This window comes from Pseudoalteromonas sp. T1lg75 (assembly GCF_002964705.1).
In the GTDB taxonomy this organism is placed as follows: Bacteria; Pseudomonadota; Gammaproteobacteria; order Enterobacterales; family Alteromonadaceae; genus Pseudoalteromonas.
Genome location: NZ_PQCD01000062.1, coordinates 82727 through 106347, shown reverse-complemented (window position 1 = coordinate 106347; position 23621 = coordinate 82727). Strand labels below are relative to the sequence as shown.

The 23621-nt window shown below is 49.3% G+C and carries 21 protein-coding genes and 1 pseudogene; 10 read left to right on the top strand and 12 right to left on the bottom strand.

Annotated features, from left to right (window positions below; genetic code table 11):
- The first annotated feature begins 81 nt into the window (after nt 1–81).
- Nucleotides 82–2376, top strand: a complete 2295-nt coding sequence (gene mrcB / locus C2M36_RS15590) for a penicillin-binding protein 1B (RefSeq protein ID WP_105255683.1) — start codon at nt 82–84, stop codon at nt 2374–2376.
- A 98-nt stretch (nt 2377–2474) separates the two neighbouring features.
- On the opposite strand, the gene C2M36_RS15585 is transcribed toward mrcB, so the two are convergent.
- The 7 genes and pseudogenes from C2M36_RS15585 to C2M36_RS15555 form a co-directional block, all read right to left on the bottom strand.
- Entirely contained in the window at nt 2475–3881 is a 1407-nt protein-coding gene (locus C2M36_RS15585; protein WP_105255682.1) for a C69 family dipeptidase, read from the bottom strand.
- Between the two features lie 52 nt (nt 3882–3933).
- The gene (locus C2M36_RS15580; protein ID WP_105255681.1) at nt 3934–5241 is read right to left on the bottom strand and encodes a phosphatidylserine decarboxylase family protein; all 1308 of its coding nucleotides are present in this window, start codon (nt 5239–5241) and stop codon (nt 3934–3936) included.
- Between the two features lie 29 nt (nt 5242–5270).
- The gene (locus tag C2M36_RS15575) at nt 5271–6638 is read right to left on the bottom strand and encodes an agmatine deiminase family protein (protein WP_105255680.1); all 1368 of its coding nucleotides are present in this window, start codon (nt 6636–6638) and stop codon (nt 5271–5273) included.
- Between the two features lie 409 nt (nt 6639–7047).
- Nucleotides 7048–8327 (bottom strand): annotated as a pseudogene (hemL, locus tag C2M36_RS15570) (glutamate-1-semialdehyde 2,1-aminomutase).
- A gap of 24 nt (nt 8328–8351) precedes the next feature.
- Entirely contained in the window at nt 8352–9368 is a 1017-nt protein-coding gene (locus C2M36_RS15565) for an aspartate carbamoyltransferase (RefSeq protein ID WP_105255679.1), read from the bottom strand.
- A gap of 126 nt (nt 9369–9494) precedes the next feature.
- A complete protein-coding gene (locus C2M36_RS15560; RefSeq protein WP_105255678.1) occupies nt 9495–9929 on the bottom strand; it encodes a CopD family protein in 435 nt (144 codons plus the stop codon).
- Nucleotides 9930–9941: 12 nt separating this feature from the next.
- Nucleotides 9942–11624: a chloride channel protein gene (locus tag C2M36_RS15555; protein WP_105255677.1), complete on the bottom strand. Its 1683-nt coding sequence runs from the start codon at nt 11622–11624 to the stop codon at nt 9942–9944.
- A gap of 205 nt (nt 11625–11829) precedes the next feature.
- Here C2M36_RS15555 and erpA point away from each other — a divergent pair, with 205 nt between their 5' ends.
- Nucleotides 11830–12168: an iron-sulfur cluster insertion protein ErpA gene (erpA, locus tag C2M36_RS15550; RefSeq protein ID WP_105255676.1), complete on the top strand. Its 339-nt coding sequence runs from the start codon at nt 11830–11832 to the stop codon at nt 12166–12168.
- 59 nt (nt 12169–12227) lie between these two features.
- On the opposite strand, the gene C2M36_RS17040 is transcribed toward erpA, so the two are convergent.
- Entirely contained in the window at nt 12228–12407 is a 180-nt protein-coding gene (locus tag C2M36_RS17040) for a hypothetical protein (protein ID WP_105255675.1), read from the bottom strand.
- Nucleotides 12408–12708: 301 nt separating this feature from the next.
- On the opposite strand from C2M36_RS17040, the gene C2M36_RS15540 reads away from it, so the two are divergent.
- Entirely contained in the window at nt 12709–12942 is a 234-nt protein-coding gene (locus tag C2M36_RS15540) for a helix-turn-helix domain-containing protein (RefSeq protein ID WP_105188164.1), read from the top strand.
- Nucleotides 12943–13150: 208 nt separating this feature from the next.
- Here the strand turns inward: C2M36_RS15540 and C2M36_RS15535 are convergent, their stop codons facing one another.
- From C2M36_RS15535 to C2M36_RS15520, 4 genes are read right to left on the bottom strand one after another with little or no spacing between them, the layout of a single operon-like run.
- Entirely contained in the window at nt 13151–14563 is a 1413-nt protein-coding gene (locus C2M36_RS15535; RefSeq protein WP_105255674.1) for an AmpG family muropeptide MFS transporter, read from the bottom strand.
- A 56-nt stretch (nt 14564–14619) separates the two neighbouring features.
- Nucleotides 14620–15207, bottom strand: a complete 588-nt coding sequence (locus C2M36_RS15530; RefSeq protein WP_442792532.1) for a peptidylprolyl isomerase — start codon at nt 15205–15207, stop codon at nt 14620–14622.
- A gap of 38 nt (nt 15208–15245) precedes the next feature.
- Entirely contained in the window at nt 15246–15818 is a 573-nt protein-coding gene (locus tag C2M36_RS15525) for a YajG family lipoprotein (RefSeq protein ID WP_105188162.1), read from the bottom strand.
- 2 nt (nt 15819–15820) lie between these two features.
- Nucleotides 15821–16957, bottom strand: a complete 1137-nt coding sequence (locus C2M36_RS15520; RefSeq protein WP_105188161.1) for a methyltransferase — start codon at nt 16955–16957, stop codon at nt 15821–15823.
- Nucleotides 16958–16998: 41 nt separating this feature from the next.
- On the opposite strand from C2M36_RS15520, the gene C2M36_RS15515 reads away from it, so the two are divergent.
- From C2M36_RS15515 to C2M36_RS15485, 7 genes are all read left to right on the top strand, one after another.
- Nucleotides 16999–17619 (top strand): alpha-ketoglutarate-dependent dioxygenase AlkB family protein, encoded by a 621-nt coding sequence (locus C2M36_RS15515; protein ID WP_105255673.1) that lies wholly within the window; start codon nt 16999–17001, stop codon nt 17617–17619.
- A gap of 35 nt (nt 17620–17654) precedes the next feature.
- The gene (locus C2M36_RS15510; RefSeq protein ID WP_105188159.1) at nt 17655–17969 is read left to right on the top strand and encodes a BolA family protein; all 315 of its coding nucleotides are present in this window, start codon (nt 17655–17657) and stop codon (nt 17967–17969) included.
- An 87-nt stretch (nt 17970–18056) separates the two neighbouring features.
- Entirely contained in the window at nt 18057–19247 is a 1191-nt protein-coding gene (gene fabV, locus C2M36_RS15505) for an enoyl-ACP reductase FabV (protein WP_105188158.1), read from the top strand.
- A gap of 436 nt (nt 19248–19683) precedes the next feature.
- Nucleotides 19684–21027 carry a Na(+)-translocating NADH-quinone reductase subunit A gene (locus tag C2M36_RS15500; RefSeq protein WP_105188611.1) on the top strand — a complete coding sequence of 448 codons (1344 nt, stop codon included), beginning with the start codon at nt 19684–19686 and terminating at the stop codon, nt 21025–21027.
- A 1-nt stretch (nt 21028) separates the two neighbouring features.
- Entirely contained in the window at nt 21029–22228 is a 1200-nt protein-coding gene (locus C2M36_RS15495; protein WP_105188157.1) for an NADH:ubiquinone reductase (Na(+)-transporting) subunit B, read from the top strand.
- Entirely contained in the window at nt 22221–22988 is a 768-nt protein-coding gene (locus tag C2M36_RS15490) for a Na(+)-translocating NADH-quinone reductase subunit C (RefSeq protein WP_105188156.1), read from the top strand. The genes C2M36_RS15495 and C2M36_RS15490 overlap by 8 nt, the downstream gene beginning before the upstream one ends.
- Nucleotides 22988–23617 (top strand): NADH:ubiquinone reductase (Na(+)-transporting) subunit D, encoded by a 630-nt coding sequence (locus C2M36_RS15485; protein ID WP_105188155.1) that lies wholly within the window; start codon nt 22988–22990, stop codon nt 23615–23617. The genes C2M36_RS15490 and C2M36_RS15485 overlap by 1 nt, the downstream gene beginning before the upstream one ends.
- The last annotated feature ends 4 nt before the right edge of the window (nt 23618–23621 follow it).

The following is a 23621-nucleotide window of genomic DNA, read 5'->3' as shown; positions in this document are numbered from 1 at the left end:
ATACTCGTGGGCAATTAATTTTGCTCGTGAGTATGCTAAGCTTCCACCAATTTTTCATTCAAGCCACGCATTAGCAATCCTATGGCGACAAAAAAGACACCCACGAAGAAACAACGTAAGAAAAAGCCCAAGGCCGCACCGCCTTCAACAATGAAGCGCCTGGGCAAGCGACTCTTTTCCATTGGCTGGAAAGTTGCCTTGGTCACCATGATTAGTGTGGCCCTGTATATGATCTACCTTGATGCCAAGGTAACCCGACAATTCGAGGGCAATAAATGGCAGTTGCCAGCGCAGGTCTACGCCCGCGCCATGACCTTTTACCCTGGGCAATACCTGTCTATGGCCGAGGTGGAGTGGGAGCTGCAACGCCTTAACTACACCCAGGTGACCAAACTCAACCACACCGGTCAGTATGAGCAAAGCAAAACTCGCTTGCGTATTTACCGCCGTGCCTTTGAGTTTGCCGACGCCAATGAACAAGCCCATATTATTGAGCTGCGCTTTAGCGGCAATAAAGTTGCCAGCGTAAAAAATAACATTGGTCAGCGTCTTGATAGCGCCCGTTTGGAGCCGGTGCAAATTGCCCGAATCGGTAACGATGAAACCCAGGACCGCGAATTTGTGCCGCTCGATAAATTCCCCGAGCTGCTCAAAGACACCTTGTTGGTGGTTGAAGACCGCAACTTCTATAAGCACCATGGGGTCTCCCTGTGGTCCATTATGCGCGCTCTGTACGCCAATATTCGCGCTGGACGTACCGTGCAAGGCGGCAGCACCCTGACTCAGCAGTTGGCGAAGAACTTCTATCTGACCCGAGAGCGCTCTTTGGTGCGTAAAATCAATGAGGCGCTGATCGCGCTGATCCTTGATTACCGCTATACCAAGGACGAGATCCTTGAAGCCTACTTAAACGAGGTTTATTTAGGACAGTCATACACCAAGGGTGTGCATGGCATGGGTCTGGCGGCGGAGTTTTATTTCTCCAAGCCCATCGACGAGCTGGAGTTTGATCAAATTGCCTTGCTGGTGGCCTTGGTTAAGGGGCCGTCTTACTACAACCCACGACGCTATGAAGAGCGTGCCATGGAGCGTCGTGATTTGGTACTCAGGCTGATGGCTGAAGATGGTTTGATCAGCACCACCGAATATCGTACCGCTTTAAATCGCCCCTTGGACATTGCGCCCATGCGCCGGGATATCGATAAAACCTATCCGGGCTATTTGGAGCTGGTTAACCGTCAGTTGAAGGAATTGCTCACAGATAAGGAAACCCTGGATGCCGGGGTGCGGGTATTCACCTACCTAGACCTGCAAAAGCAAGAAGCCATGGAAGACGCCATTGCCAAGTCCTTGCCTTATTTAGAGAAACGTCCTAAAACCGAGCAACTTGAAGCGGCCATGCTCTCGGTGAATCGCCGGGCAGGCGGGGTATCCGCCCTGGTTGCCGGTCGTGATATGCGCTATTCGGGTTTTAACCGTGTGCTTGATACCAAGCGTAATATCGGCTCCTTGGTGAAACCGGCTGTGTATCTGAGCGCCTTGCAGGTGCCCCGTTATAATCTCGGCACCTTGCTGCATGATGAGCCGCTGGAGCTGACCGATGAGCGCGGCAAAGTCTGGAGTCCGGATAATTTTGACCACCAATTCCGCGGTGCCTTGCCTCTGTATAAGGCCTTTAGCAACAGTATCAATATTCCGGCGGTGAATCTGGGCCTGGATATTGGTGTCGACAAGGTGGCCAATACCTTGCAAGGCCTGGGTGTGGAAAGTCATATTAACCAGTTTCCCTCCCTGTTACTGGGGGCCTTGGAGCTCTCCAGTTACGAGGTGGCACAGCTCTATACCACCTTGGCGAACGACGGTGCCTATACCCGCTTAACCAGCATCTCGGCGTTGACCGACAACGCTGGTAAGCTGCTGTATCAGCACAAGCCGCAGTGGCAACAGCGCTTCCCTAAGGATGCCATGTATATGACTAAATATGGCATGAAGCGAGTGACCAAAGACGGCACAGGTAAGCGTTTGAATAAGCATTTTCCCACCATACAGCTGGCGGGTAAAACCGGCACCAGTAACAATCTGCGCGATAGCTGGTATGGCGGTTTTGACCAAAATACCGTGACCGTGGCCTGGCTGGGGCGCGATGATAACCAAAGCACCGGCCTGACCGGCGCGGTGGGCGCATTGGAGCTGTATATTCGTTATCTGCGCCAGCTTAATCCGCAGTCCATTGCCGATGAGCGTCCCGACGGTATCCGTTGGGCCTTTATCAATGAGCAAACAGGTATGCAGGCCCCGCCAGGGTGTGGCAAGGTGATTCAACTGCCGATACGGGCCAGCGAATTTAACCCCAGACCCAGTTGTGTGCGTCCTTAAGGGCGTGCAACGGATGTAGAGAAAACCGCCCCTGGGCGGTTTTTTTATGTTCGCTTTAAGCGTACTTAGAGCTTAGCGAAGGCGCGAGTGTGATACCGTTACTCGGTGGCAGGAGCGAGGGTCGCCAACTCATTCATCAATTGATTCCTTCTTTGGTAGGCAAACTGCAGCATCAACTCGCAGTTGCCCTGGGTATAGCGATTAAGAAAAGAAATTGTCTGCGTCGTCGAGTTTGCCATCATGGCCGCGAGGTTTGGCAGTAATTGAGTCAGCTCATTATAGAGGGCAACTTCCTGAGCCCTTATTTCATTGCCTATGCCTGACACGGCGCCTTGTTGATGGGCATAAGCCAAAGTGAACAAGGTGCGATAGGCCCAGTAGGCGCCGTGCGCATCAAAGTTATTTGTGCCGCTATGGTAGCTGGCGGGGAAAGACTGAACCGCACCAAAGAAAGGCAGATACATGGCACACAATGGGGTGCTAACGGCCTGCCAGATCATCCCCTGAAGCTCATGAGGTTGTTGCTTATCTAAGGTAATGATATGGCTTTCAGCGGTTTTGTCATAACCAATGGGTCGGTTTGCCTTACCCTCAAGCTCGGTGCCCTCATAGGTGGCCGTTAACACGCTAATGACGTCGGGAACAGACACTAAGGCGTCGGGCTTGAGAAAGAGCGGATATTGCTGCTGCCGGGGTGGCTGAGCTAACGAAGGGGTGAGCTTAAGCTGAGCAAGCCAAATGCGATCGACATTATAAGGCTGGCCGGTTACACCGAAGGCCTTGGCAAAATTAAAATGCTGTTTATCGGCATCGGGTAATAATTGGTGTTGGCAAACAAACTCGTATAACCCAGGTGAATGCAGAACCTCGGGAGAGTCCAGGTCGATATCATGAATGCGCATGGCATTGGCCACAACCAGATAGCTGTCTGTTGGCACTTTGACGGCAAGCCAATGGTGACAGGAGCCATTTTCAAAATACCAAATTTCATTGACGTCGGCGATGGTGACACCATTTACTTCGGCGCTGCCGTATTGCTCAATATATTGTCCCAGCAATTGAATGCCGTGCCGGGCAGACTCGGCCTGGGGTAAAATTAAGGTTGGAATAACGGCCTCGGTGATCCCACCTTGTTTAAGCAAGGGATCGGCCAGCGCCGCCTTGTCATTCATGGCCAGGGTGTTGGTGGCCGACATGGCGACATTTTTCTCATTGATGCCGCGTTCTTCATAGAGAAACTTTGCGGGCATTAGGCGGCTTGCTTCGTTATTTGCGTCAAAGTCTGGTGCCGCACTATAGCTAAATGCCTGTGTTGGTTTTGGTACTTTGAGTCCGTTACCCAGGTGCCACAGGCCATCGTCAATGACTTTCTCATTGGCATATTCCGGTTGCTGGCGATAGACAAAATACTTGTTCCAGATATCACGCTCGCAATCCTCGTTTCTGGAGACAATATTTTGTCGGTGTGTCGTTGCATTTGCAGCCACTATTACACTCGTACACATAATCAATCCTTAAAGAGAAAAGGAAGGTTGCCCTTCCTTTGTTGTGACTTACTCAGTGCTTATTAGGCACCACCGTGGCAATTTCAGATTTGACGTGAATCGGCGAAGTTAACAGGTAATTTTGCCCTTCATTGAGTTCCTGGCCATGGAAGTTAAAGTTGAGATTGACGCCTTTTCTAAACAATAAGCAATGGGTTGAACCGCCAAAGTGGAACATGCCCAGTTCATCGCCTTTTTTAACGACTTGCTGCGGTTTCACCGTGACGTCACAGGTTGATACTTCGGCCATACCCACGGCCATAAACGCCATTAAGCCAATGTCGGGGTTGTCGGCCTTGATATAAATAATGGCCCGGGTTGCCATTTCCGTGATGTAGCCCTGGGATTCATTGGGCCCCGCGGGATCTTCACCTATTGCCGGTGCCTCTGCGTAATAGCTGCCATCTACGAATTCCACCATTTCAATGACGCCATCGACGGGGCTATTCCAGCGGTGGTATTGAGTGGCACTCAAAAATGCCTGGTAGACGGTACCACCGGCAAATTCCGGGTAGTAATCGGCATTGTTATTGAGCATGTGTTGCAAGGAATAGGGCTGACCTTTAATCCAAAATGTATCTTGAAGCTGCACATTGGTTGCCCATTTGTAAGGTGCAGACTCGCAGGCGTTGGCGATGACATTGTTATCATCGGGCGCGGCGACCGGGCGTTGATCCGCTTTAAATACACGGGTAAAAAAGTCATCCCAGCATGAAAATCCATAGTGAGGCAGCGTCGGGTCACAATCAAACGTGCTAATAAATGCCTCACGTGAACCCGCCATTTTCGCCATGGCGGCGTCGCTTAACCAGCCCGTGGGGGAGTCATTCAAGACCGACACGGATTCGCTGGATTTTAAAAAGTTGCCCCAGTCATTAAGGATCTGTTTGAAGTGCTTGTTCACCGTGGGATCCCGAAAGGCGCAGTAGCCACTTTCCGTCGCCATTACCCGATCCACGATGGCATTAATTGGAAATCCCACCAGACCTGTTTCGTTAAATTCAGGCGCCATGCTGAGCACGTAGTTACACATGGCCAGCATTTGCTGGTAATTTTCGACAATAGGCGCTGGCTCAGGGCCGCTATCACCACCATGTATTGGTGTGTTGTGGCGTTTAGGTTGTTCATTAAACATGCGCGTAAAGAGCATGAAGGCGGCGGCGTCACCTTCAATGTAGTCTTTAAAGGCTTGAATGCATGGCTGTAAAGGCAAGTCCGCCTGCTTGGTCTTGGCGGCTAACTGGCGCAGCCAATCATTTAAGGTTTCCTGGTCTTGCGGAAGCCATTCGCCAACTCGATATGGGGTGTGACTGGTATTCATACTAGTGTCCTCATCTATAAGGGTTAGGTTTAAGGGTGAGTTGGTTTAAGGCTGGCTAACCAATTATCGACCACCTGTCTGGGTACACCTCGGGTGCGACAATGCATGGCATCGGTACCCAGCCAGGGAAATTCAGGCTTACTGTCAATGCCAATAACCGTATGGCCCGGTAATGCAGCTCGATAGGCAGCCAATGCGTCCTCATCGTATTTTTCGTATCCTTGCCCAGACAGAGGAACATATACAAAGTTATTTAATATCAGGCTATTAGTGTAGGCAGCCGTTGTCGCAGGCTCGTCGGCGTTAGGAATATACATGTTTTGGCAAAGTACACGATAGACCTGATATTCCTGTGCGAAGTTATCGGCAATGTCATTAAGTTTTTTATTAATCTCGGTATTTTCAGATTGCGCAACCAGTACCTTATCCTCTGATAAAAACTTACCCCAACAATCAATGTGACCGATGTAGGTGCCTGTGGGGTCATCGAGCACGCGATAAGAGCTAATACCCATAAAGCGATTAAGCTGCTCGAGTATATAATGCATTCGCTTCTCGATGATCTCCGGCGCATTTTTATAGAGGTCCCCCTCATTGTGGGTGGGTAGCTCATTTTGCGTTGCTACCAGATAGGTAGAAGCTATGTTGCCCTTGCCATCAACCATGTAGTTACCGCCCACATCGAGTAAGCCGGAATAATAGAAATTATGCACCTTGATGGGTGTCAACTTGGTTGGCTCTTCTTTATGCCAGCGGGCCTTATTCCACTGACGAATAGGGTTGTTGAGAAAATCTGAAAATTTGACGGCGCCGTAATCATCATTGGGTCTAAAGATCCCCAAGCCTTCCTTGGGTGAGACATTTTCCGCACCTTCAACTAACCCCACTTCGCCGCCGCCTAAGGTGGTATAGGTATGCTTGGCAATACCGTAATAATCGGAGTCCTTGTTGTGGACCCACCAAGGTCCAAAATCCCGGGTCCAGAAGGTATCCGTATCCCAGGGAACTATATGCAGGTGCTCAGGGTTGTAGGTTAAACCCAGTGCCGATGCCGTTTCGCTTAGATCTTGATCGATAATTTGTTTTTGGCTTACATCGCCACACATCACAAAAATATGGACGGGGTTTGAGGTATCATTTTGCTGCATGCGGACAATCAACTCATTCGGAATACCGAATGAGCGCGGTCCAGAGGGCGGAAACTGAGGTTGGCTTGGTGCTACGGTGCCTGGGTAGGCGATGAGCACACCGCCCATAGGCGCAAATTCGGCGATGGCACTCACGCAGCTGGGGGTGTCGTTATGATAGACGGTATTCGGTAACTCTTTAACAAGTAGGCTGACTTCGGATGCCAGGGAAGCAGGAACTATCGTAGGGCGTTTTTTGGGGGTAGTCATAGGTACTCTCCGTGTGATTTGTTTATAAAAACCAGGTCGAAGCAAAGGCGTTTTTCGCCAACAAGGCGAATAACAAAGTCCCTTGAATTTGATCACGTTCGTACAGCACTTAAACCATAGCCACGGATTATCAAAACGCAATTTCAAATGTTAATTTTTAGTTAATTATTTTGCTGGTTGCCATTGGGGAACGTAGGATTATGTTGGATTTGGCATCAGGGTGCGGGCGCTGGCATTATGCTATGGCTGCACTCACAGGGTTGAAATGGGTAATCTCGGGTGGGTTGTTGTCTGTAAGCGATTGTAAGGTTTTTGAGCTACAAGCGAGAGGCTGGGATGAGAGGTAAAGCAAAAGTCTTTGCAGTAGTGTGAAACCGCCACAAGGGCGGTTTCAGTTTTCATTGCCAACTTATAACTTAGCGAAGGCACGCTCCGCCGCAGCTATGGTTTGGGCGATGGCTTCGTCATCGTGTGCCTGGCACACAAAGCCCGCCTCAAACGCAGAAGGAGCAAGGTATACGCCTTCTTCAAGCATAAGGTGGAAGAAACGCTTAAAGCGCTCTAAGTCGCACTCGGTGGCTTGCTGGTAACTGGTTACCTTGTCGGCATCGGTGAAGAAGAAGCCATACATACCACCGGCATAGTTGGTAGTAAGTGGGATACCGGCCTTGTCTGCAGCGGCTTGGAAGCCTTCACAGATGGCCTTGCTTTTCGCTTCCAGCTCTTCATGCAAACCTGGCTTGCTCAGTAGCTCAAGGGCTTTTAGACCTGCGGCCATAGCAATTGGGTTGCCAGACAGGGTACCAGCTTGATACACAGGGCCTACCGGGGCAATGTAATCCATGATTTCTTTCTTACCACCGAAGGCACCTACCGGCATACCGCCGCCGATCACCTTACCTAAACAGGTCAAGTCCGGAGTGATATTGTAATAAGCCTGGGCGCCACCTAGGGCGACGCGGAAACCTGTCATTACTTCATCAAAGATCAGCACGCTCTTATATTCATCACAGATTGCACGTAGGCCTTCTAAGAAGCCCTCAACCGGCGGAATACAGTTCATGTTACCGGCAACCGGCTCGATGATGATACAGGCGATCTCTTCTGGGTACTTGGCAAAAATCGCTTTCACTTCATCCAGGTTGTTGAAAGACACGGTCAGCGTGTGCTTGGCGAAGTCTTCCGGAATACCCGGTGAGTTTGGTACGCCCAAGGTCAGGGCACCCGAGCCCGCTTTAACCAGCAGAGAGTCGGCATGGCCGTGGTAACAGCCTTCAAATTTTAAAATCTTATCGCGACCCGTGTAGCCACGGGCCAGACGAATGGCACTCATGGTGGCTTCGGTGCCCGAATTCACCATGCGTACCGAGTCGATAGAAGGCACTAACTCTTTAACCTTCTCGGCCATCTCGATTTCCGCTTCCGTGGGCGCCCATAACTTAGGCCGCGCTCAACCGCTTCGTGTACGGCCTGTTTAATTTCCGGGTGGTTATGACCCAAAATCATAGGTCCCCATGAACCCACGTAGTCGATGTATTTGTTGCCATCGGCATCAAAGGTGTAAGCGCCTTCGGCATGGGTGATAAACAATGGGGTACCGCCAACGCCGTTGAAAGCACGGACTGGAGAGTTCACGCCACCGGGGATCGAGGCTTGGGCGCGGGTAAATAAATCTTGGCTTTTGCTCATGTTGCTTCCTATTAGGTTGGCAAATTAATCTTCACGTTTACGGCTGAACCAGGGCACACTGGTCTCATGTTTCTCGACCAGGTTGTCGACGCCCAGGGTTAGCGCAAACAAGGCCATGCGGATCAGCACGCCATTTTGTACCTGACGGAAGATGGCCAGGTTGTCGTTGCTATTTAGGTCGTTATCCAGCTCATTGGCATCGCTGCGGCTATCGCGCGGCAATGGGTGCATCAATACCGAGCTTGGCTTACAGTGGGCGTTGTAAATCGCCTGGCTGATGCGGAAACCACCGCGATATTTATTGGCTTCTTCCTGGCTGGGGAAACGCTCTTCCTGAATACGGGTTTGGTAGACGATATCGGCGGCCAGATTGCCTTCCATTTTATCCACCAGTTCGATTTGGTGACCGGCATTGGTTACGGTGTCGAGGATGCTCTGTGGCATTTGCAAGCCATCCGGCGCCACCATGGTAAAGCGAACATCTTTGTAGTGGCAAAGCAGCTTAGACAAAGAGTGCACGGTGCGACCATATTTTAAATCACCCACCAGGGCAATGTGCATGCCATCGACCTTTTGGCCAAAACGGGCCAGCTCGCGGTCTATGGTTAGAAGGTCAAGCAGGGCCTGAGTCGGGTGCTCGTTGGGGCCGTCACCACCGTTAAGAACTGGGACGCTACAGCCGGTGGCAAACTCGGCGACCGAACCGGCATCCGGGTGACGCATGGCTACGGCATCGGCATAGGCTGAAATAACACGGGCGGTGTCGTACAAGGATTCGCCCTTGGCCAGCGCCGAGCTCTGCATACCGGTCGTTTCGCGTACCAAACCGCCAAGCAGGTTGAAGGCGGTGCCGAAGCTCACGCGAGTACGGGTACTGGGTTCAAAAAACAGGTTGGCAAGAATGGCGCCTTCGAGCACCTTAGTGCGTTTTTGTTTTTTGGCATAAGGTTCCATCCGTTTTGCGACTGCAAATATATGCTCGATACTGTCTCTATCGAGTTGATTTACAGAGAGAATGTGTTCACCTTGAAAGCGTAGCATGGAGGTCGTCCCAAACGTTAAAGTAAATAATTCGGTGTCCTGTCAAGGGGCGAATTTGCATGTGCGCCCCCGACATTTAAACGCCACCGCGTTTGGCTGCGCACTATAGCAAATTTTTCGGTATTTTTAGAGTACTGGTTTCAATACTGCTAAAAAGATGATGGCCGCGAGGATCAGCACCGGAAATTCATTAAAAATACGGTAAAAACGGTCGCTGCGGGTGTTGCGATCGTGCTTGAAGTCGGCCAGCAACTTAAAGCAATAGCCGTGGTAGGCATAGAGCACCAGAACCAGCGCCAGTTTATAGTGCAGCCACATGCTGGCGCGGAACCAGTCACGGCCATATTCCATGATGGTCAGTACCCCAAACACCGCGGTCAAAATAGCAAAGGGGGTGACGAAAAAAAGCAGGCGGCGCTCCATCACCTTTAGCATGGCGCTGCAGGACTTTTCTTCGTTTAGGGCGTGATAAACAAAGAGCCTGGGTAAATAAAAAATACCGGCAAACCAGGCAACCATAAAAAACAGGTGCAGGGCTTTGTAAACTAACACTAAAGTCATGGTGCTTCCTTTTTATAATAGGGCGTTACGAATGGTGAGAATGTGGCGAATTTGATCCCAGCGTAAAATGCCAACGATTTCCTTTTCATCGTGCATATCATACACATAGACCGCACCGCTGCGTTTGTCTTTAAGAATGTCAAAGGCGTCGGCCAAGGTGGCCTGTGAGCTTACTCCATCGAGTTCCACATAGAGAATATTGATGTTCTCTTGTGACATCAGGTTCAAATCGTATTCCGCCAGGCGGTAGCCATTGTCTTCGTCGTAGACGATAAGCGGCGTTTGCCCATCAAGGTGCGCCAGAGACTCCTTGATCAGCTCCTTGTCGGCGGAGTAGAGCAGCTTAAAGTTTTCATTCATTTCCGCCATGATCCCCACCTTTTGCAGTGCCTCTTTGGCGGGGGAAACCTGGTAGGTAAGCCCTTGAAAATCAAGCTGCTGCAAGAAAATGGAGCGATTACCAAAGACCTGCAGTGCGGTGACATAGGCGGTCACTATCACCAACATGGCGGGCACGATAATTTGCGGGCTGGAGGTGAGCTCCATCACTGCGGTTAACGCTGCTAAGGGAGCGTGTAAGGTGGCGGCGAGTAAGCCGGCCATGCCTAAAACGCCATAGGTACCGGCCACATCCGTGCCCGGAGCCACAAGGTGGGCAAAGAAGGACATCAGGGTGCCCATCACCACGCCCAACCCTATGACTGGGCCGATAATACCGCCTGGGATCCCCAAACCGATGGCGAATAAGGTGGCCAGCAGTTTGGCGATTAATATGGTCAGCAGCAGCTGCACATTATCCGGGGAGTTCATGGCAATGGTGATGGCGCTCATGCCAGAGCCCATGGCTTGGGGCACCAGATAGCCGATGCCGCCGGCGATAACCCCGGCAATCAGCAGTCGCGGCAACATGGAAAGGGGTTTAAAGGTGCGGATAATCAGCATCAGGTTTTTATTAAAGGCATAGGCCACGGCGCCCAAGGTCATGCCGCAGATCACCAAATACGGATAATGCCAAAAACTTAAGGGGGTTACGCTTATCAGCGCCAGCTCGGAGTCGGCGCCAAAGACAAATTGTGTGGCTAGGGCGCCTGTTACCGCCGCTAGCATGATGGGCACGAAAATATGCACCTTGTATTCACGAATAACCACCTCCATAACGAAAATTACCGCCGCCAGCGGCGTGTTGAAGGAGGCGGCAATACCGGCGGCGACACCGCAGCCGCTGAGGGTACGCATGGCGTTATAGGGCAAATGCAATTGATTGGCGAGTATGCTGGCACCGGTTGCACCCATATGGACCGAGGGGCCTTCGCGGCCCACCGAAAAGCCGCTGATCAGTGCCAGAGCACCACCAAAGAACTGGTTGACCGTGTTGTAAAACGGCATTTGTCCATAATGCATTTTCATGCGGTGGATCACGAAGGGGATCCCCAGGCGGTAGTGCTTAAAGCCGGTAAGGTAGGCAAAAAAGGCAATCACGCAGGCGGCGCCGACCGGGAGCAAAAAGCGTTGTAGCTCGCCCATGGTGGTAAAGTCGTCAAAATCATCGAGAAACAGGTTTTGCGCTATGATGATAGTGAGGCGAAACATGATGATCAGACCCGCGGCGATAAGGCCGGCGGCGATACCTAATAAGCACAGTTGCGCCGATGTTTTTGGTCGGGCAAGGCGACGTCTCAGCGCCTCTAGATGCATACCAATTCCTCAGGCTGAATAAGGGGGAAGTTATATTATCAGTAGTTTATCAAACGTTACCTAATAAATCCTTGTTTAGTATCAGGGTTTGCTTCTTTGTATTGTGACCCCCGTGCTCGAGATTAACGAAGGCGGTGCAGCCAATACTTGATTAACTTAGTCGGGTATTAGATAATTTGGGCAAATAGGTAGTGAGAGAGACGGTATGTCCGAGCAAGTTCCAATTAAATTCAGCGATGCCGCAGCGGCGCGCGTTAAGCAGTTGATCGAAGAGGAAGAGAATCCTTCGCTAATGCTGCGTGTTTATGTCACCGGCGGCGGATGTTCTGGTTTCCAATATGGTTTTACTTTCGCCGAAGAAGCCAACCCGGGCGATATGCAAATCGTGAAAAATGGCGTCACCTTGGTGGTGGATCCCATGAGTTTGCAATACCTGGTCGATGGTGAAGTGGATTATACCGAGGGCTTGGAAGGTTCGCGTTTCTTCGTAAACAACCCCAATGCCACCACTACGTGTGGTTGTGGTGCCAGCTTTAGCGTATAACCGCAGTGCAAAGATAAAATAAAAAATGCCGCTTATGCGGCATTTTTTATTTTTGATGATTATAAATCGCTGTTCGTTATATACACCATAAAGGTAAAGAACCCTAACACGAACATTGAGAAAATAATTATATAAAAGAAACCCTTACGGCCCTGTTTTAGGGGAATATTGTTGGCATTAAGAAACAGCCACCAGGCGACGCACAGAATTACCGGCAACAAAAACAGCAAGCGAAACATCTTTTCCCCAAAAATGATGATTTAACTCAATCTTAGCGCAAAATTCCTACCCTCTAAAGAAAAATTAAAGACTTAGCGAACGCCGTATAAATTAGAGCTATCTATCTAATTTATCAGTAGTATTTTATTGTTATAAGGTATGTAAACTATTTCGCGCCGAAATTAGGTAAACTTTTGTACATACGCTATACCTAAAATGGGACATGTGCTTTAATACTGGCTGAATGAGACGGGCAAATTTCATTCACTAATAATTATAGAAACTTTACAGCAATCGATTCATCTAGTAGGAGATGTAATTATGATGGGTAAAACCGTTTCTTCCGAGGAAAATGGAAGACTAACCAAATGGCTTAAAGATAAACGCCATGAGAAAGGCCATACCATGCGCAGTTTGGCGCAGGTGTTGGGCACACCACATTCATTTATCGGTAAAATTGAAAACCAAGAGCGTCGTTTAGACGTGATTGAATTCATCCGTTACTGTGAAGCGCTGGATGTGGATCCTTATGAAGGGTTAGCGCTACTTAAATAAGCATTGAAAGCCTATTTTCTGGAGCCCAGGAAGGGCTCTATAGTTTTATACCAATTCACTTAAATAGCGAGTCATTCTAGCGGGCTAAATATCATGCTCACTATGTTGAAATTTTTCGATGTAGAATAACTACATATAAAAAATCCCGCCTTGTTAGTACATTATTTATCCAGCGCGATATCTGATCACATACTTAACAGAATTGGTATTATTCCTGCTCCTTGGCTTTACGCCCATTTTCATGAAACTGCCACTCTAATTGATACAAGCGTTTGCGTATCAAAAACAAAAATACCAACGACGGTATTACCATCAGCGCCGTGAGAATAAAAAACATCGACCAATCACCGTGCAACCAATCGTCGACTATCACGCCACTGTACCCCGATAACAGGGTGCGTCCAAGATTGCCCAGGGAGGCAAGCAAGGCATAGTGGGTGGCGCTAAAGGCGCGGTCACAAAGCATGGAAATAAAGGCCACCATGGCCACCAAGGACCAGGCCTGGGTAAAGCCATCGAGAACAATGGCCATCGCGTAAAGTGAGAGCTTGGGTCCTGCAACGGCAATCCAGGAGAACATCAGGTTCGATGCAGCCATAGCTATGCCGCTGATAAATAAACCTTTTACTATTCCGAAGCGATTATTAAACACGCTGCCTAAAAAGGCAAAAATAATGGTGAGTACCGCGGTGCCGAGCTTGGAAAAGGTGGCGATATCTGAGTTGCTAAAACCCACTTCTTTATAAAAGACGATGGACATGCGTGCCAGGAAAGCCTCGCCAATTTTAAAGAGGAAGATAAAGGCCAGTAAGGCTAAGGCGGTTTTAACCCCGTTACGGGTAAAGAAACTGCGCAGCGGCTCGATAATGGTCACCCCAAGCCAGGCAATCACGATATTTAACCAACGTGGTAAAACGGTGGCGTGTTTACCGAGTTGCTGCTGATACTGTTGCTCTAATCGGGCGTGCACAAGCTCGCGATTCGACTCGGGCTCTTGGGCAAAGAAGACATAGACGATCAATAGGGCGACAATCACCGCCAATGCCAAATACACATCAGGCCAGTCGACACCGGGAATATCCGCGGCATAAAAGGGCAGGGCGCCGAGCAGAGCATAACCTGTCCACCAACCACTGGTTGCCATGGCCGCCGCCGCCGACATTTTTTCACTTTCTTTTTCCGCCAAAATATCAATACGGTATGCATCAATGGCTATATCCTGGGTAGCAGACGCTATGGCGATAATCAGTGCCAGTAGGGCAATAACAAAAAGTTGTCCGCTGATATCGACAAACGCCATGCTCAGGGTGGCGGAAAACACAATGCAGAGGCAGCACAATATCCAGCTGCGGCGTTGACCCAGCCACTTGGTGAGCAGTGGAATACGCACACGGTCGACCAGGGGCGACCATAAAAAGTTAATGGAGTAGGCGCCAAACACCATGCCGAACAGGCCGATCATCGAACGGCTTAAGCCTTCGTCTTTAAGCCAGGCGCTCATGACCGAGCCAATCAACACCCAGGGAAAGCCGCTGCTGATGCCAAAAATAAACACGGTGACCAAGCGGCGGTCGCGAAAATGTTGGGTGAAGTCGCGTAAAGAGAGGGCTGTGTGGCTCATGCTTATTCTTATTATTAGCGAGAAGAAAAAGGGCGATTAGACTCGCCCTGGTAGATCTAGTACGGCTGTGCTTCAAGCACCTTGATGTCAAAAATAATCACCGCTTGTTTAGGCACATAGGAATAGCCTATTTTTTCCTGGAAATCGGTTTCGACGCGCATGATCTTATCTAAGGTTTCAAAGCCTTCTACTACTGAACCGAACACCGAGAAGCCCCAGTCACTGCCTGGGTTAAGGTGGTCATTGTTGTCCATGTTGAAGAAAAACTGGCGTGTGGCCGAGTGCGGTTTACGATCCTGGTAGGCCATGGCTATGGTGTACATATCATTTTTCAGACCGCTGCCGCTTTCATTGAAAATGGGGTCATTTTCATGCAGGCCATCATAGTCTTTATCGTAGCCGCCACCTTGAATCACAAAGTCACGGTCGTTTTCTTCATCGCGCTCGACACGGTGAAAAACAGAGCCCTTGTAGCTGCCATCTTGCACATAGGTAAGGAAATTGTTCACCGTCAGCGGCGCGCGTGAGCGATCTAGCTCGACAACGATTTTTCCTAGGCTGGTAGTGAACTCGACGCGGGGAAATAAATTGCTCTTTTGCACAAATTCACCCTGCACCGCTGCGTGCGCGAATGGCGTCAGCATTAAGCATAAGGTAAATAAGGCACTGATGAGGCGAGTGTTCATGACGCTCCCTTTTGCATGTAAGTATTAAGCTCGGGGTCGCTCATAATGCGTGCCACAAGCTGTTCGATAAGTTTATTCAGTTGCGCCTCGACCTTGGCCTGATCATAGCCAAAGGGGCCGCGAAACTGGCTTTGGCCATTATACATTTTATTGAACTGGCTACCATTACGCTCGACGAACACCTGCAGGGCGATTTGCGCTTCACTATGATGGTCCACGGTATTTTGCATCACAGTGGCATTTAAAGTGTGAATGGCTACCTGCATATGGGTGCTAGCCATGGCGCTGATATGAGCACCATTGGCTTGCAGAGCTTGGGTGAAAACCTTTTGCATCTTATTATTTAAGTCCGGGGTGGACATCAAATAACGTTTGTCGCCCTGGGCGATGGAGATGGTCGGTGCCTTCGCTCTTTGGTCAATCACCTGCAAAGACAGCGCCTGGTTATAGCTGGTAAGTTGGCCGCTTTGGTAATAAGGGTCCAAGATGGCCTGTGCCGAGCGGTTGCTACATCCTGTAAGTGCCGTGCTCAAAACGATAATGGCAAGCAGTGAAAAACGGTTAAACATAATTATCCTATTACTTTTTTCGCGCTCAGTACGACAAACTTCTTGTTTGAACCAAGGAGTTTGGAGCCGCCGAATAAGCGCTTTAGTTTTTCATGGTAATCAAGGTGTCGGTTGCCTACGATACGAAGCTCACCGCCGGGACGCAATACTTTTTTGGCGTCGTTAAACATCTGCCAGGCGATGTGGTCGGTCACCGCATTTTGCTGATGGAAGGGTGGATTACATAGCACCAGGTCATAGCCTTGGGCGGCAAAGCCAGACAGACAATCGTTATGAATAAACTCACAGCGATGCAGTTCATCGGGCAGGTTCTCTAGGATGGTTTGCTGCGCCGAGGCCACAGCCATGGCAGACTCATCAACAAAGGTCACCTGCGCCTCGGGGCACTTCAGCAAGGTTTGCAGGCCAATCACGCCATTGCCACAGCCAAGGTCGATAATGCGAATTGGCTTTTTCGATTGCGGCAGGTAATTACTGAAGAAGCGCGCACCGATGTCCAAAGAATCGCGTGAAAACACATTGGCATGATTGACCAAGGTGAAGTCACTGCCTTCCAGTTGCCAACGTTTGGGAAACGGGCTTGGCTGCGCCTTATTGTGCATGGTCGCGGTGATCAGGCGTGCCTTTTTCTGAGCCAAGGTGGTGGTAGCAGGACCGATATAGCGCTCCACCAAATTAATGGTTGAGGTATGTATGGCTTTGGTTTTACCCGCTAAGACCACGGGGGTCCCCGGTTTTAGTTTGTGCGACAGTTGCGCCAATTGGTGCTGAAGGTAGCCACTGTTTTTCGGTATTTTGCCGATCACCAGATCGTAATCGTCGGCGAGCGGTTCAAGGCTGGTCAGCGGTGTAAGTTGCTCGGTATTCAAGTTATTTTCTTTCAGATTATGCTGCCATGCTTGCATAGCAATGTACGAATCACTAACTGAATCTGAAGTTAATTGATTAAAGACGCAGGCCAGGGCACCGAAGTCGTCATTGAGGATCAGCAAACGCTTGGCATCACCATGATGCTCGTTAATATAATCGATAAGGTATTCATCGGCCGCGTCCCATGCCTGCAGGCTGCGGTTTTTCTGTTGTAAAGGCAAGCGATGTAAGTGGTAGGTATTACCACCTAGTTGAGCTGATGTTATCATGAGCACTTAGGTTTAACTGACAATGGCGCTAGTTTATCACGATGCGTGCCAACGCCCACCCCCAAAACAGCAACCAATTGCCGCCGGCTTTACCCCCAAGCATGTTTAGTTACCAGGCTCACGCCCTTGATGAGGTGAAGGCACAGCGCTTGTTTGCCTATTTGCGTGATACCTTGCCCTGGCAACAACCCAGCATTCAGGTGTTTGGCAAGTGGCATGCGATCCCACGCCTGCAGGTTTATATGGGAGATGCCGACAGCGCTTATGAATATTCTCAGCAGCGTTTCGAGCCTGTGCCCTGGGTGCCCGAGCTTGACGCCATGCGCCATCGCCTTAATCGCACGCTGGGCTGTCATTTTAATGCGGTGTTGATTAATTACTATCGCCATGGCCTAGATTGCATGGGCTGGCACAGTGACGACGAGCCCGAGTTGGGCCCCGAGCCGGTGATCGCCTCATTGTCTTTGGGGGCGCTGCGTAAGTTTAAGTTACGTCACAAAGACAGTGGCGAGGTAACCGACCTGGCATTAACAAATGGCAGTTTGCTGCTCATGAAGGGGCAAAGCCAACGTTGCTATGCCCATAGCCTGCCCAAGCAACGTAGGGTTACGCAGGGGCGCATCAATTTAACCTTTCGCCACATCGATTCGACTTTGCTATAGTAGCGTCACCTAACTAGTTGGCAGGTACGTCATTTATGTCTATGCAAACGCGTATCGAGCAAAAGCTCAGCGCAGGGATACCCTGCAAACACCTGCGGGTTGAAAATGAAAGCCATATGCATGCCCGTGGCAGTGAATCACACTTTAAAGTGGTGGTGGTCAGCGATCAATTTGCCGGACAGCGGCTGTTGCAACGTCACCGCACCATTAACGACATTCTGGCACAGGAGCTGCGCGAGCACATTCATGCGCTGGCTATTCATGCCTATACCCCCGAAGAGTTCAGCGAAAAACAAGGACAAGCCCCGGATTCGCCGCGCTGCTTAGGTGGTTCTAAATTTGATAATTAAACACTCGGCGCGAGTCATCAGACCTGTGTAGTGGATAATAGTCGCTACACTAGCGCTAATTTTTCGGCAACGATATGGAATTTTATCATGGTCATTAAGCCTAAAATCCGTGGATTTATCTGCACTAACGCACACCCAGCAGGCTGTGCGGCTCATGTACAACAACAAATAGAATATGTAAAAAGCCAAGGTGATTTGGGCCAGGGTCCAAAAAACGTTTTAGTGATCGGTTCATCAACTGGTTACGGCCTTGCTTCTCGCATCGTATCTGCATTCGGTCATGGCGCAAAAACACTGGGTGTGTTCTTTGAAAAACCAGGTACCGAGAAGAAAACGGCGTCTGCAGGCTGGTATAACACCGCAGCTTTCCAACAAGCTGCCGATGAAGCCGGTATCTGGGCAAAGAACATCAATGGCGATGCGTTTTCCGATGAGATCAAGGCACAAACCATCGACACCATTAAGAATGAACTAGGCAAGGTTGACCTGGTTATTTATTCACTGGCGTCACCGCGTCGTACCGACCCGAAAACAGGTGAAACTTACTCATCAACGCTTAAGCCAATCGGTGAGAGTGTGACCACTAAAAACCTTAACACCTCAAAGCGTGTTATCGACGAAGTGAGTGTTGAAGCGGCCAGCGAAGAAGAAATCGCCAATACCGTAAAAGTAATGGGTGGTGAAGATTGGCAGCTGTGGATCGAGGCCCTTAATGAAGCAGGCGTGTTAGCCGATAACTTCAAAACAACCGCTTACACCTACATCGGTAAAGAGCTGACTTGGCCTATCTATGGTCACGCCACCATTGGTAAGGCAAAAGAAGACCTGGACCGTGCCGCACAAGAGATCAAAGCATCAACGGCGGCCTTGTCTGGCGAAGCCTATGTGAGCTCTTTGAACGCGGTAGTGACGCAGGCGAGTTCGGCGATTCCTATCATGCCTCTGTATATTTCAGCGCTATTCAAAGTGATGAAAGAAGACGGCACTTATGAAGGAACGATCGAGCAAATTACCGCGTTGTTCAAAGAGAACCTGTACGGCGAAACGCCGCGCTTTGATGACGGTGGCCACCTGTTCCAGAACTATAAAGAGCTTGAAGACGACGTGCAGCAGCGCATCCAGAAAATTTGGGATACGGTTGATACCGATACCATCGACGAGCTGACCGACTATGTGGGTTACCACAAAGAGTTCTTACATCTGTTTGGCTTCGATTTAGCCGGCGTTGATTATGACGCGGATGTAAACCCGGACGTAGCTATCAACAACCTGCTGTAATTGGGTTGTATCTGCTAAAAAAGCCAGTCTTAAGACTGGCTTTTTTGTATCCAGGTAACGGTGCTAAGTAATTAGTTACATATGAACACGCGAAATTAAGACTTTGGTCTATCTTGAAGTTTATTCATTCGAGAGCGCCGCGGATCCTTGGATAATTTTTACTTTTTAACTCGCATAGTCGCCGTGAATGATGTTAAAATTCGGCAGATATGTGACAAGTTCGCTGCGTTGCTTGGAACACTGACCGACATAGGTGCTCTTTTATACCGTTTGTATTAATGATGTAGGTTGTTAATTGCTCATTTTGATGTTTTTTGGCATCGCGAAGGGAGCATAGACCTAGATTAACAACGCGGGTTGGCGCCAGTCGGCCGATGCTAAGCGGCGTGGTTGGTAAGATTTTAAGTTTCTTTCCTTTAATGTAATGCAAGTGCGTATGATCAACATAAAAAAAGGTCTGGATCTACCGATAGAGGGCGCACCTCAGCAAGTTATTCATGACGGTCAACCCGTTAAACGAGTAGCTGTGCTAGGTGAAGAATACATCGGCATGCGTCCAACCATGCGAGTTCGTGTGGATGACCAAGTCAAAAAAGGCCAAGTTCTTTTTGAAGATAAAAAGAATCCTGGCGTAATCTACACTGCACCGGCCTCCGGGGTAGTTAAAGAAATCAATCGTGGTGCAAAACGTGTACTGCAATCAGTTGTTATTGAAGTTAATGGCACTGAGCAAGAAACGTTTGCCAAGTTCGACCAAGGCCAATTAGCAAGCCTAGATCGCGACACCGTTGTCGATCAACTTGTTAAGTCTGGTCAATGGACCGCACTGCGTACTCGTCCTTTCAGCAAAGTTCCTGCTGTCGATGCTAAGCCTAGCTCAGTATTCGTTACTGCCATGGACACCAATCCGCTAGCCGCTGATCCAGTGGTTGTGATTGCCGAAAATGCTGAAGCTTTCGAAGCCGGTCTAGCCGTGGTTTCACGTCTAACCGAAGGTAAAGTGTACGTATGTAAGAAAGCGGGCGCGCAGGTACCTAGCTCATCGGTTGCTTCTGTTGAAGTACATGAGTTTGGTGGCAAGCACCCAGCCGGTCTTGTAGGTACTCACATTCATCACCTAGACCCAGTCTCTGCCTCTAAGCAGGTTTGGCACTTAGGTTATCAGGATGTGATTGCTTTCGGTCATCTTTTCCTAAGTGGCGAAATTTACACCGGTCGTGTGATTTCTTTAGCCGGTCCTCGCGTTAAGAACCCGCGCCTAGTTAAGACCCACATGGGTGCTGCACTAGACGATTTAGTAGCGGGCGAGCTAGAAGACGGTGACAACCGTGTTATTTCTGGTTCGGTGCTTTCTGGTACTAACGCCATTGGTCCACACGCGTTCCTTGGCCGTTACCACACGCAAGTGTCGGTACTGCTTGAAGGCCGTGAGAAAGAACTATTTGGTTGGATTGCGCCAGGTAGCAACAAGTTCTCTGTAACGCGTACCTTCCTTGGTCACCTTGCACCAAGCCGTCTATTCAACATGACTACCTCTACCGGTGGTTCAAAGCGTGCCATGGTACCAATCGGTAACTATGAGCGTGTAATGCCGCTAGACATCTTGCCTACGCTACTATTACGTGACCTTATTTCACGTGACCTAGACAGCGCAATTACGCTTGGCGCATTGGAGCTAGACGAAGAAGATTTAGCATTGTGTACCTTCGTTTGTCCTGGTAAATACGAGTACGGTTCAATCCTTCGTGAGTGCCTGACAACAATCGAGAAGGAAGGCTAAAATGGGCTTGAAGAAATTTTTAGAAGATATCGAACCGCATTTTGAAGCCGGTGGTAAACATGAAAAATGGTACGCCCTGTATGAAGCAGTAGCGACTATTTTCTATACCCCAGGTTATGTAAACAAAGGCGGTACTCACGTTCGCGATAACATCGACCTAAAACGTATTATGATTTTAGTGTGGATGGCAACGTTCCCTGCCATGTTCTTTGGCATGTTCAACATTGGTCACCAAGCTGCTGACGCACTAGCGAACGGCTTTGCGCTTGGCGATTCATGGCAAGTAGCTTTATTCCAACTATTCGGTGGTGAACTAACCGTCGATTCCGGTTGGGGTGCGAAAATGTTCTACGGTGCCTGCTTCTTCCTACCTATCTACGCCACGACCTTTATCGTGGGTGGTTTCTGGGAAGTGGTATTCGCCTCGGTTCGTAAGCACGAAGTAAACGAAGGTTTCTTTGTAACCTCTGTACTGTTCGCGCTAATCCTGCCGGCGACTATTCCACTGTGGCAAGTAGCCCTAGGTATTACCTTCGGTGTTGTCATTGCCAAAGAGGTATTCGGTGGTACTGGCCGTAACTTCCTAAACCCGGCACTAGCGGGTCGTGCTTTCCTATTCTTCGCATACCCTGCGCAGATTTCAGGTGACACGGTATGGACAGCGGTTGACGGTTTCTCAGGTGCAACTTACCTAGGCCAAGCGGCTACAGGTGCACTGGACTTCGCCAACATGGATCTTTGGTTGAACGCTTTCTACGGCTTCATTCAAGGTTCTGTAGGTGAGACCTCTACCCTTGCTATCGCCATCGGTGGTTTATTCCTTATTTATGTGCGTATTGCTTCGTGGCGCATCGTACTAGGTACTTTCCTAGGTATGGTGGTAACGGCAATGCTACTTAACTTCATCGGTTCTGAAACTAACCCTGCATTTGCTATGCCTTGGCATTGGCACTTGGTACTAGGTGGCTTCGCGTTCGGTATGTTCTTTATGGCAACCGATCCGGTTTCAGCGTCATTCACCGATAAAGGTAAGTGGGCATACGGTGCGTTGATCGGTTTCATGGTGGTAATGATCCGCGTTGTGAACCCGGCGTACCCAGAAGGCATGATGCTAGCAATCCTATTTGCTAACCTATTTGCACCGCTATTCGACCACTTCGTAGCGCAGTCAAACATCAAGAGGAGATTGGCACGTGGCTAGTAATAACGAATCAATCGGTAAAACGCTTGGTGTAGTAGTGTCTTTATGTTTGGTGTGTGCGGTTATCGTATCGTTTGCATCAGTACAACTACGTCCACTACAGCAAGAAAACAAGCTTAAAGATATTCAAAGCAATATCCTAGCCGCAGCCGGTTTTGACGGCGTTAAAAACGTTCAATCGACGTTTGACGAGAACATCGAGACTCTGGTTGTTAACGTTGAAAACGGCCAACAGGTGCAGTTTGACAACGAAGAAGCTCGTAGCGCTTGGATTAAAGCGTACGATTTTGAGAAGAGTAAGTTCGATGCGGCAATGAGCATCAAGCTAACTAAAGCTCAAGATAAAGCAGGTATCCAACGTCGTACAACTGAAGCGCCGGTATACATTAGCCGCGCCGAAGATGGCTCAGTGAACTCTATCATTCTACCTATCCAGGGCTACGGTCTTTGGGGTGTAATGTACGGTTTCCTAGCGCTAGAAAACGACGGTGAAACCGTTAAAAACATCATCTTCTACAAGCACAACGAAACTCCAGGCCTGGGTGGCGAAATTCAAAACCCAACTTGGACGGCCCAGTGGAAAGAGAAAGAGCTGCCAGTTGATCTAGTGAAAAACGGCGCCAAGAATGCTCACCAAGTTGATGGTCTATCTGGTGCAACACTGACGTCAAACGGTGTTGATAACACGGTTGACTACTGGACTGGCGATCATGGCTTTGGTCCTTTCCTTGCGAAAGTACGTGAAGGAGCGTTGAAATAATGGCTGATACTAAAGAAATGAAGTCGGTTCTATTTGGACCTGTCTTCGCCAATAACCCAATCGCCCTACAAGTACTAGGTATTTGTTCTGCGCTGGCGGTTACTTCAAGCTTGAAAAATGCTTTGATCATGTCGATCGCATTGACCTTGGTAACAGCGTTCTCAAGCTTGTTTATCTCGATGATCCGTAACCAGATCCCATCAAGCGTTCGTATCATCGTACAGATGACGATTATCGCTTCATTGGTAATCGTGGTTGACCAGGTACTACAGGCCTTCTCTTATGCTACGGCAAAAGAGTTATCGGTATTCGTTGGTCTAATCATTACCAACTGTATCGTAATGGGTCGTGCCGAAGCATACGCAATGAAGTCGCCACCAATGATGTCTTTCCTAGACGGTATTGGTAACGGTCTTGGCTACTCTGTAGTGCTACTGACTGTTGGTTTCATCCGTGAGCTATTCGGTAAAGGTTCACTATTCGATGTGGAAATCATTCCACTGGTGCAAAACGGTGGCTGGTACCAGCCTATGGGTCTATTGATCCTTCCACCAAGTGCATTCTTCATCATCGGTCTATTCATTTGGGTACTTCGTACCTTTAAGAAAGACCAAGTAGAAGCGAAATAAGGGG

Coding starts and splice junctions, on each gene's coding strand:
- mrcB (WP_105255683.1), top strand. CDS start 82: ATGGCGACAAAAAAGACACCCACGAAGAAACAACGTAAGAAAAAGCCC.
- C2M36_RS15585 (WP_105255682.1), bottom strand. CDS start 3,881: ATGTGTACGAGTGTAATAGTGGCTGCAAATGCAACGACACACCGACAA.
- C2M36_RS15580 (WP_105255681.1), bottom strand. CDS start 5,241: ATGAATACCAGTCACACCCCATATCGAGTTGGCGAATGGCTTCCGCAA.
- C2M36_RS15575 (WP_105255680.1), bottom strand. CDS start 6,638: ATGACTACCCCCAAAAAACGCCCTACGATAGTTCCTGCTTCCCTGGCA.
- C2M36_RS15565 (WP_105255679.1), bottom strand. CDS start 9,368: ATGCTACGCTTTCAAGGTGAACACATTCTCTCTGTAAATCAACTCGAT.
- C2M36_RS15560 (WP_105255678.1), bottom strand. CDS start 9,929: ATGACTTTAGTGTTAGTTTACAAAGCCCTGCACCTGTTTTTTATGGTT.
- C2M36_RS15555 (WP_105255677.1), bottom strand. CDS start 11,624: ATGCATCTAGAGGCGCTGAGACGTCGCCTTGCCCGACCAAAAACATCG.
- erpA (WP_105255676.1), top strand. CDS start 11,830: ATGTCCGAGCAAGTTCCAATTAAATTCAGCGATGCCGCAGCGGCGCGC.
- C2M36_RS17040 (WP_105255675.1), bottom strand. CDS start 12,407: ATGTTTCGCTTGCTGTTTTTGTTGCCGGTAATTCTGTGCGTCGCCTGG.
- C2M36_RS15540 (WP_105188164.1), top strand. CDS start 12,709: ATGATGGGTAAAACCGTTTCTTCCGAGGAAAATGGAAGACTAACCAAA.
- C2M36_RS15535 (WP_105255674.1), bottom strand. CDS start 14,563: ATGAGCCACACAGCCCTCTCTTTACGCGACTTCACCCAACATTTTCGC.
- C2M36_RS15530 (WP_442792532.1), bottom strand. CDS start 15,207: ATGCTGACGCCATTCGCGCACGCAGCGGTGCAGGGTGAATTTGTGCAA.
- C2M36_RS15525 (WP_105188162.1), bottom strand. CDS start 15,818: ATGTTTAACCGTTTTTCACTGCTTGCCATTATCGTTTTGAGCACGGCA.
- C2M36_RS15520 (WP_105188161.1), bottom strand. CDS start 16,957: ATGATAACATCAGCTCAACTAGGTGGTAATACCTACCACTTACATCGC.
- C2M36_RS15515 (WP_105255673.1), top strand. CDS start 16,999: ATGCGTGCCAACGCCCACCCCCAAAACAGCAACCAATTGCCGCCGGCT.
- C2M36_RS15510 (WP_105188159.1), top strand. CDS start 17,655: ATGTCTATGCAAACGCGTATCGAGCAAAAGCTCAGCGCAGGGATACCC.
- fabV (WP_105188158.1), top strand. CDS start 18,057: ATGGTCATTAAGCCTAAAATCCGTGGATTTATCTGCACTAACGCACAC.
- C2M36_RS15500 (WP_105188611.1), top strand. CDS start 19,684: ATGATCAACATAAAAAAAGGTCTGGATCTACCGATAGAGGGCGCACCT.
- C2M36_RS15495 (WP_105188157.1), top strand. CDS start 21,029: ATGGGCTTGAAGAAATTTTTAGAAGATATCGAACCGCATTTTGAAGCC.
- C2M36_RS15485 (WP_105188155.1), top strand. CDS start 22,988: ATGGCTGATACTAAAGAAATGAAGTCGGTTCTATTTGGACCTGTCTTC.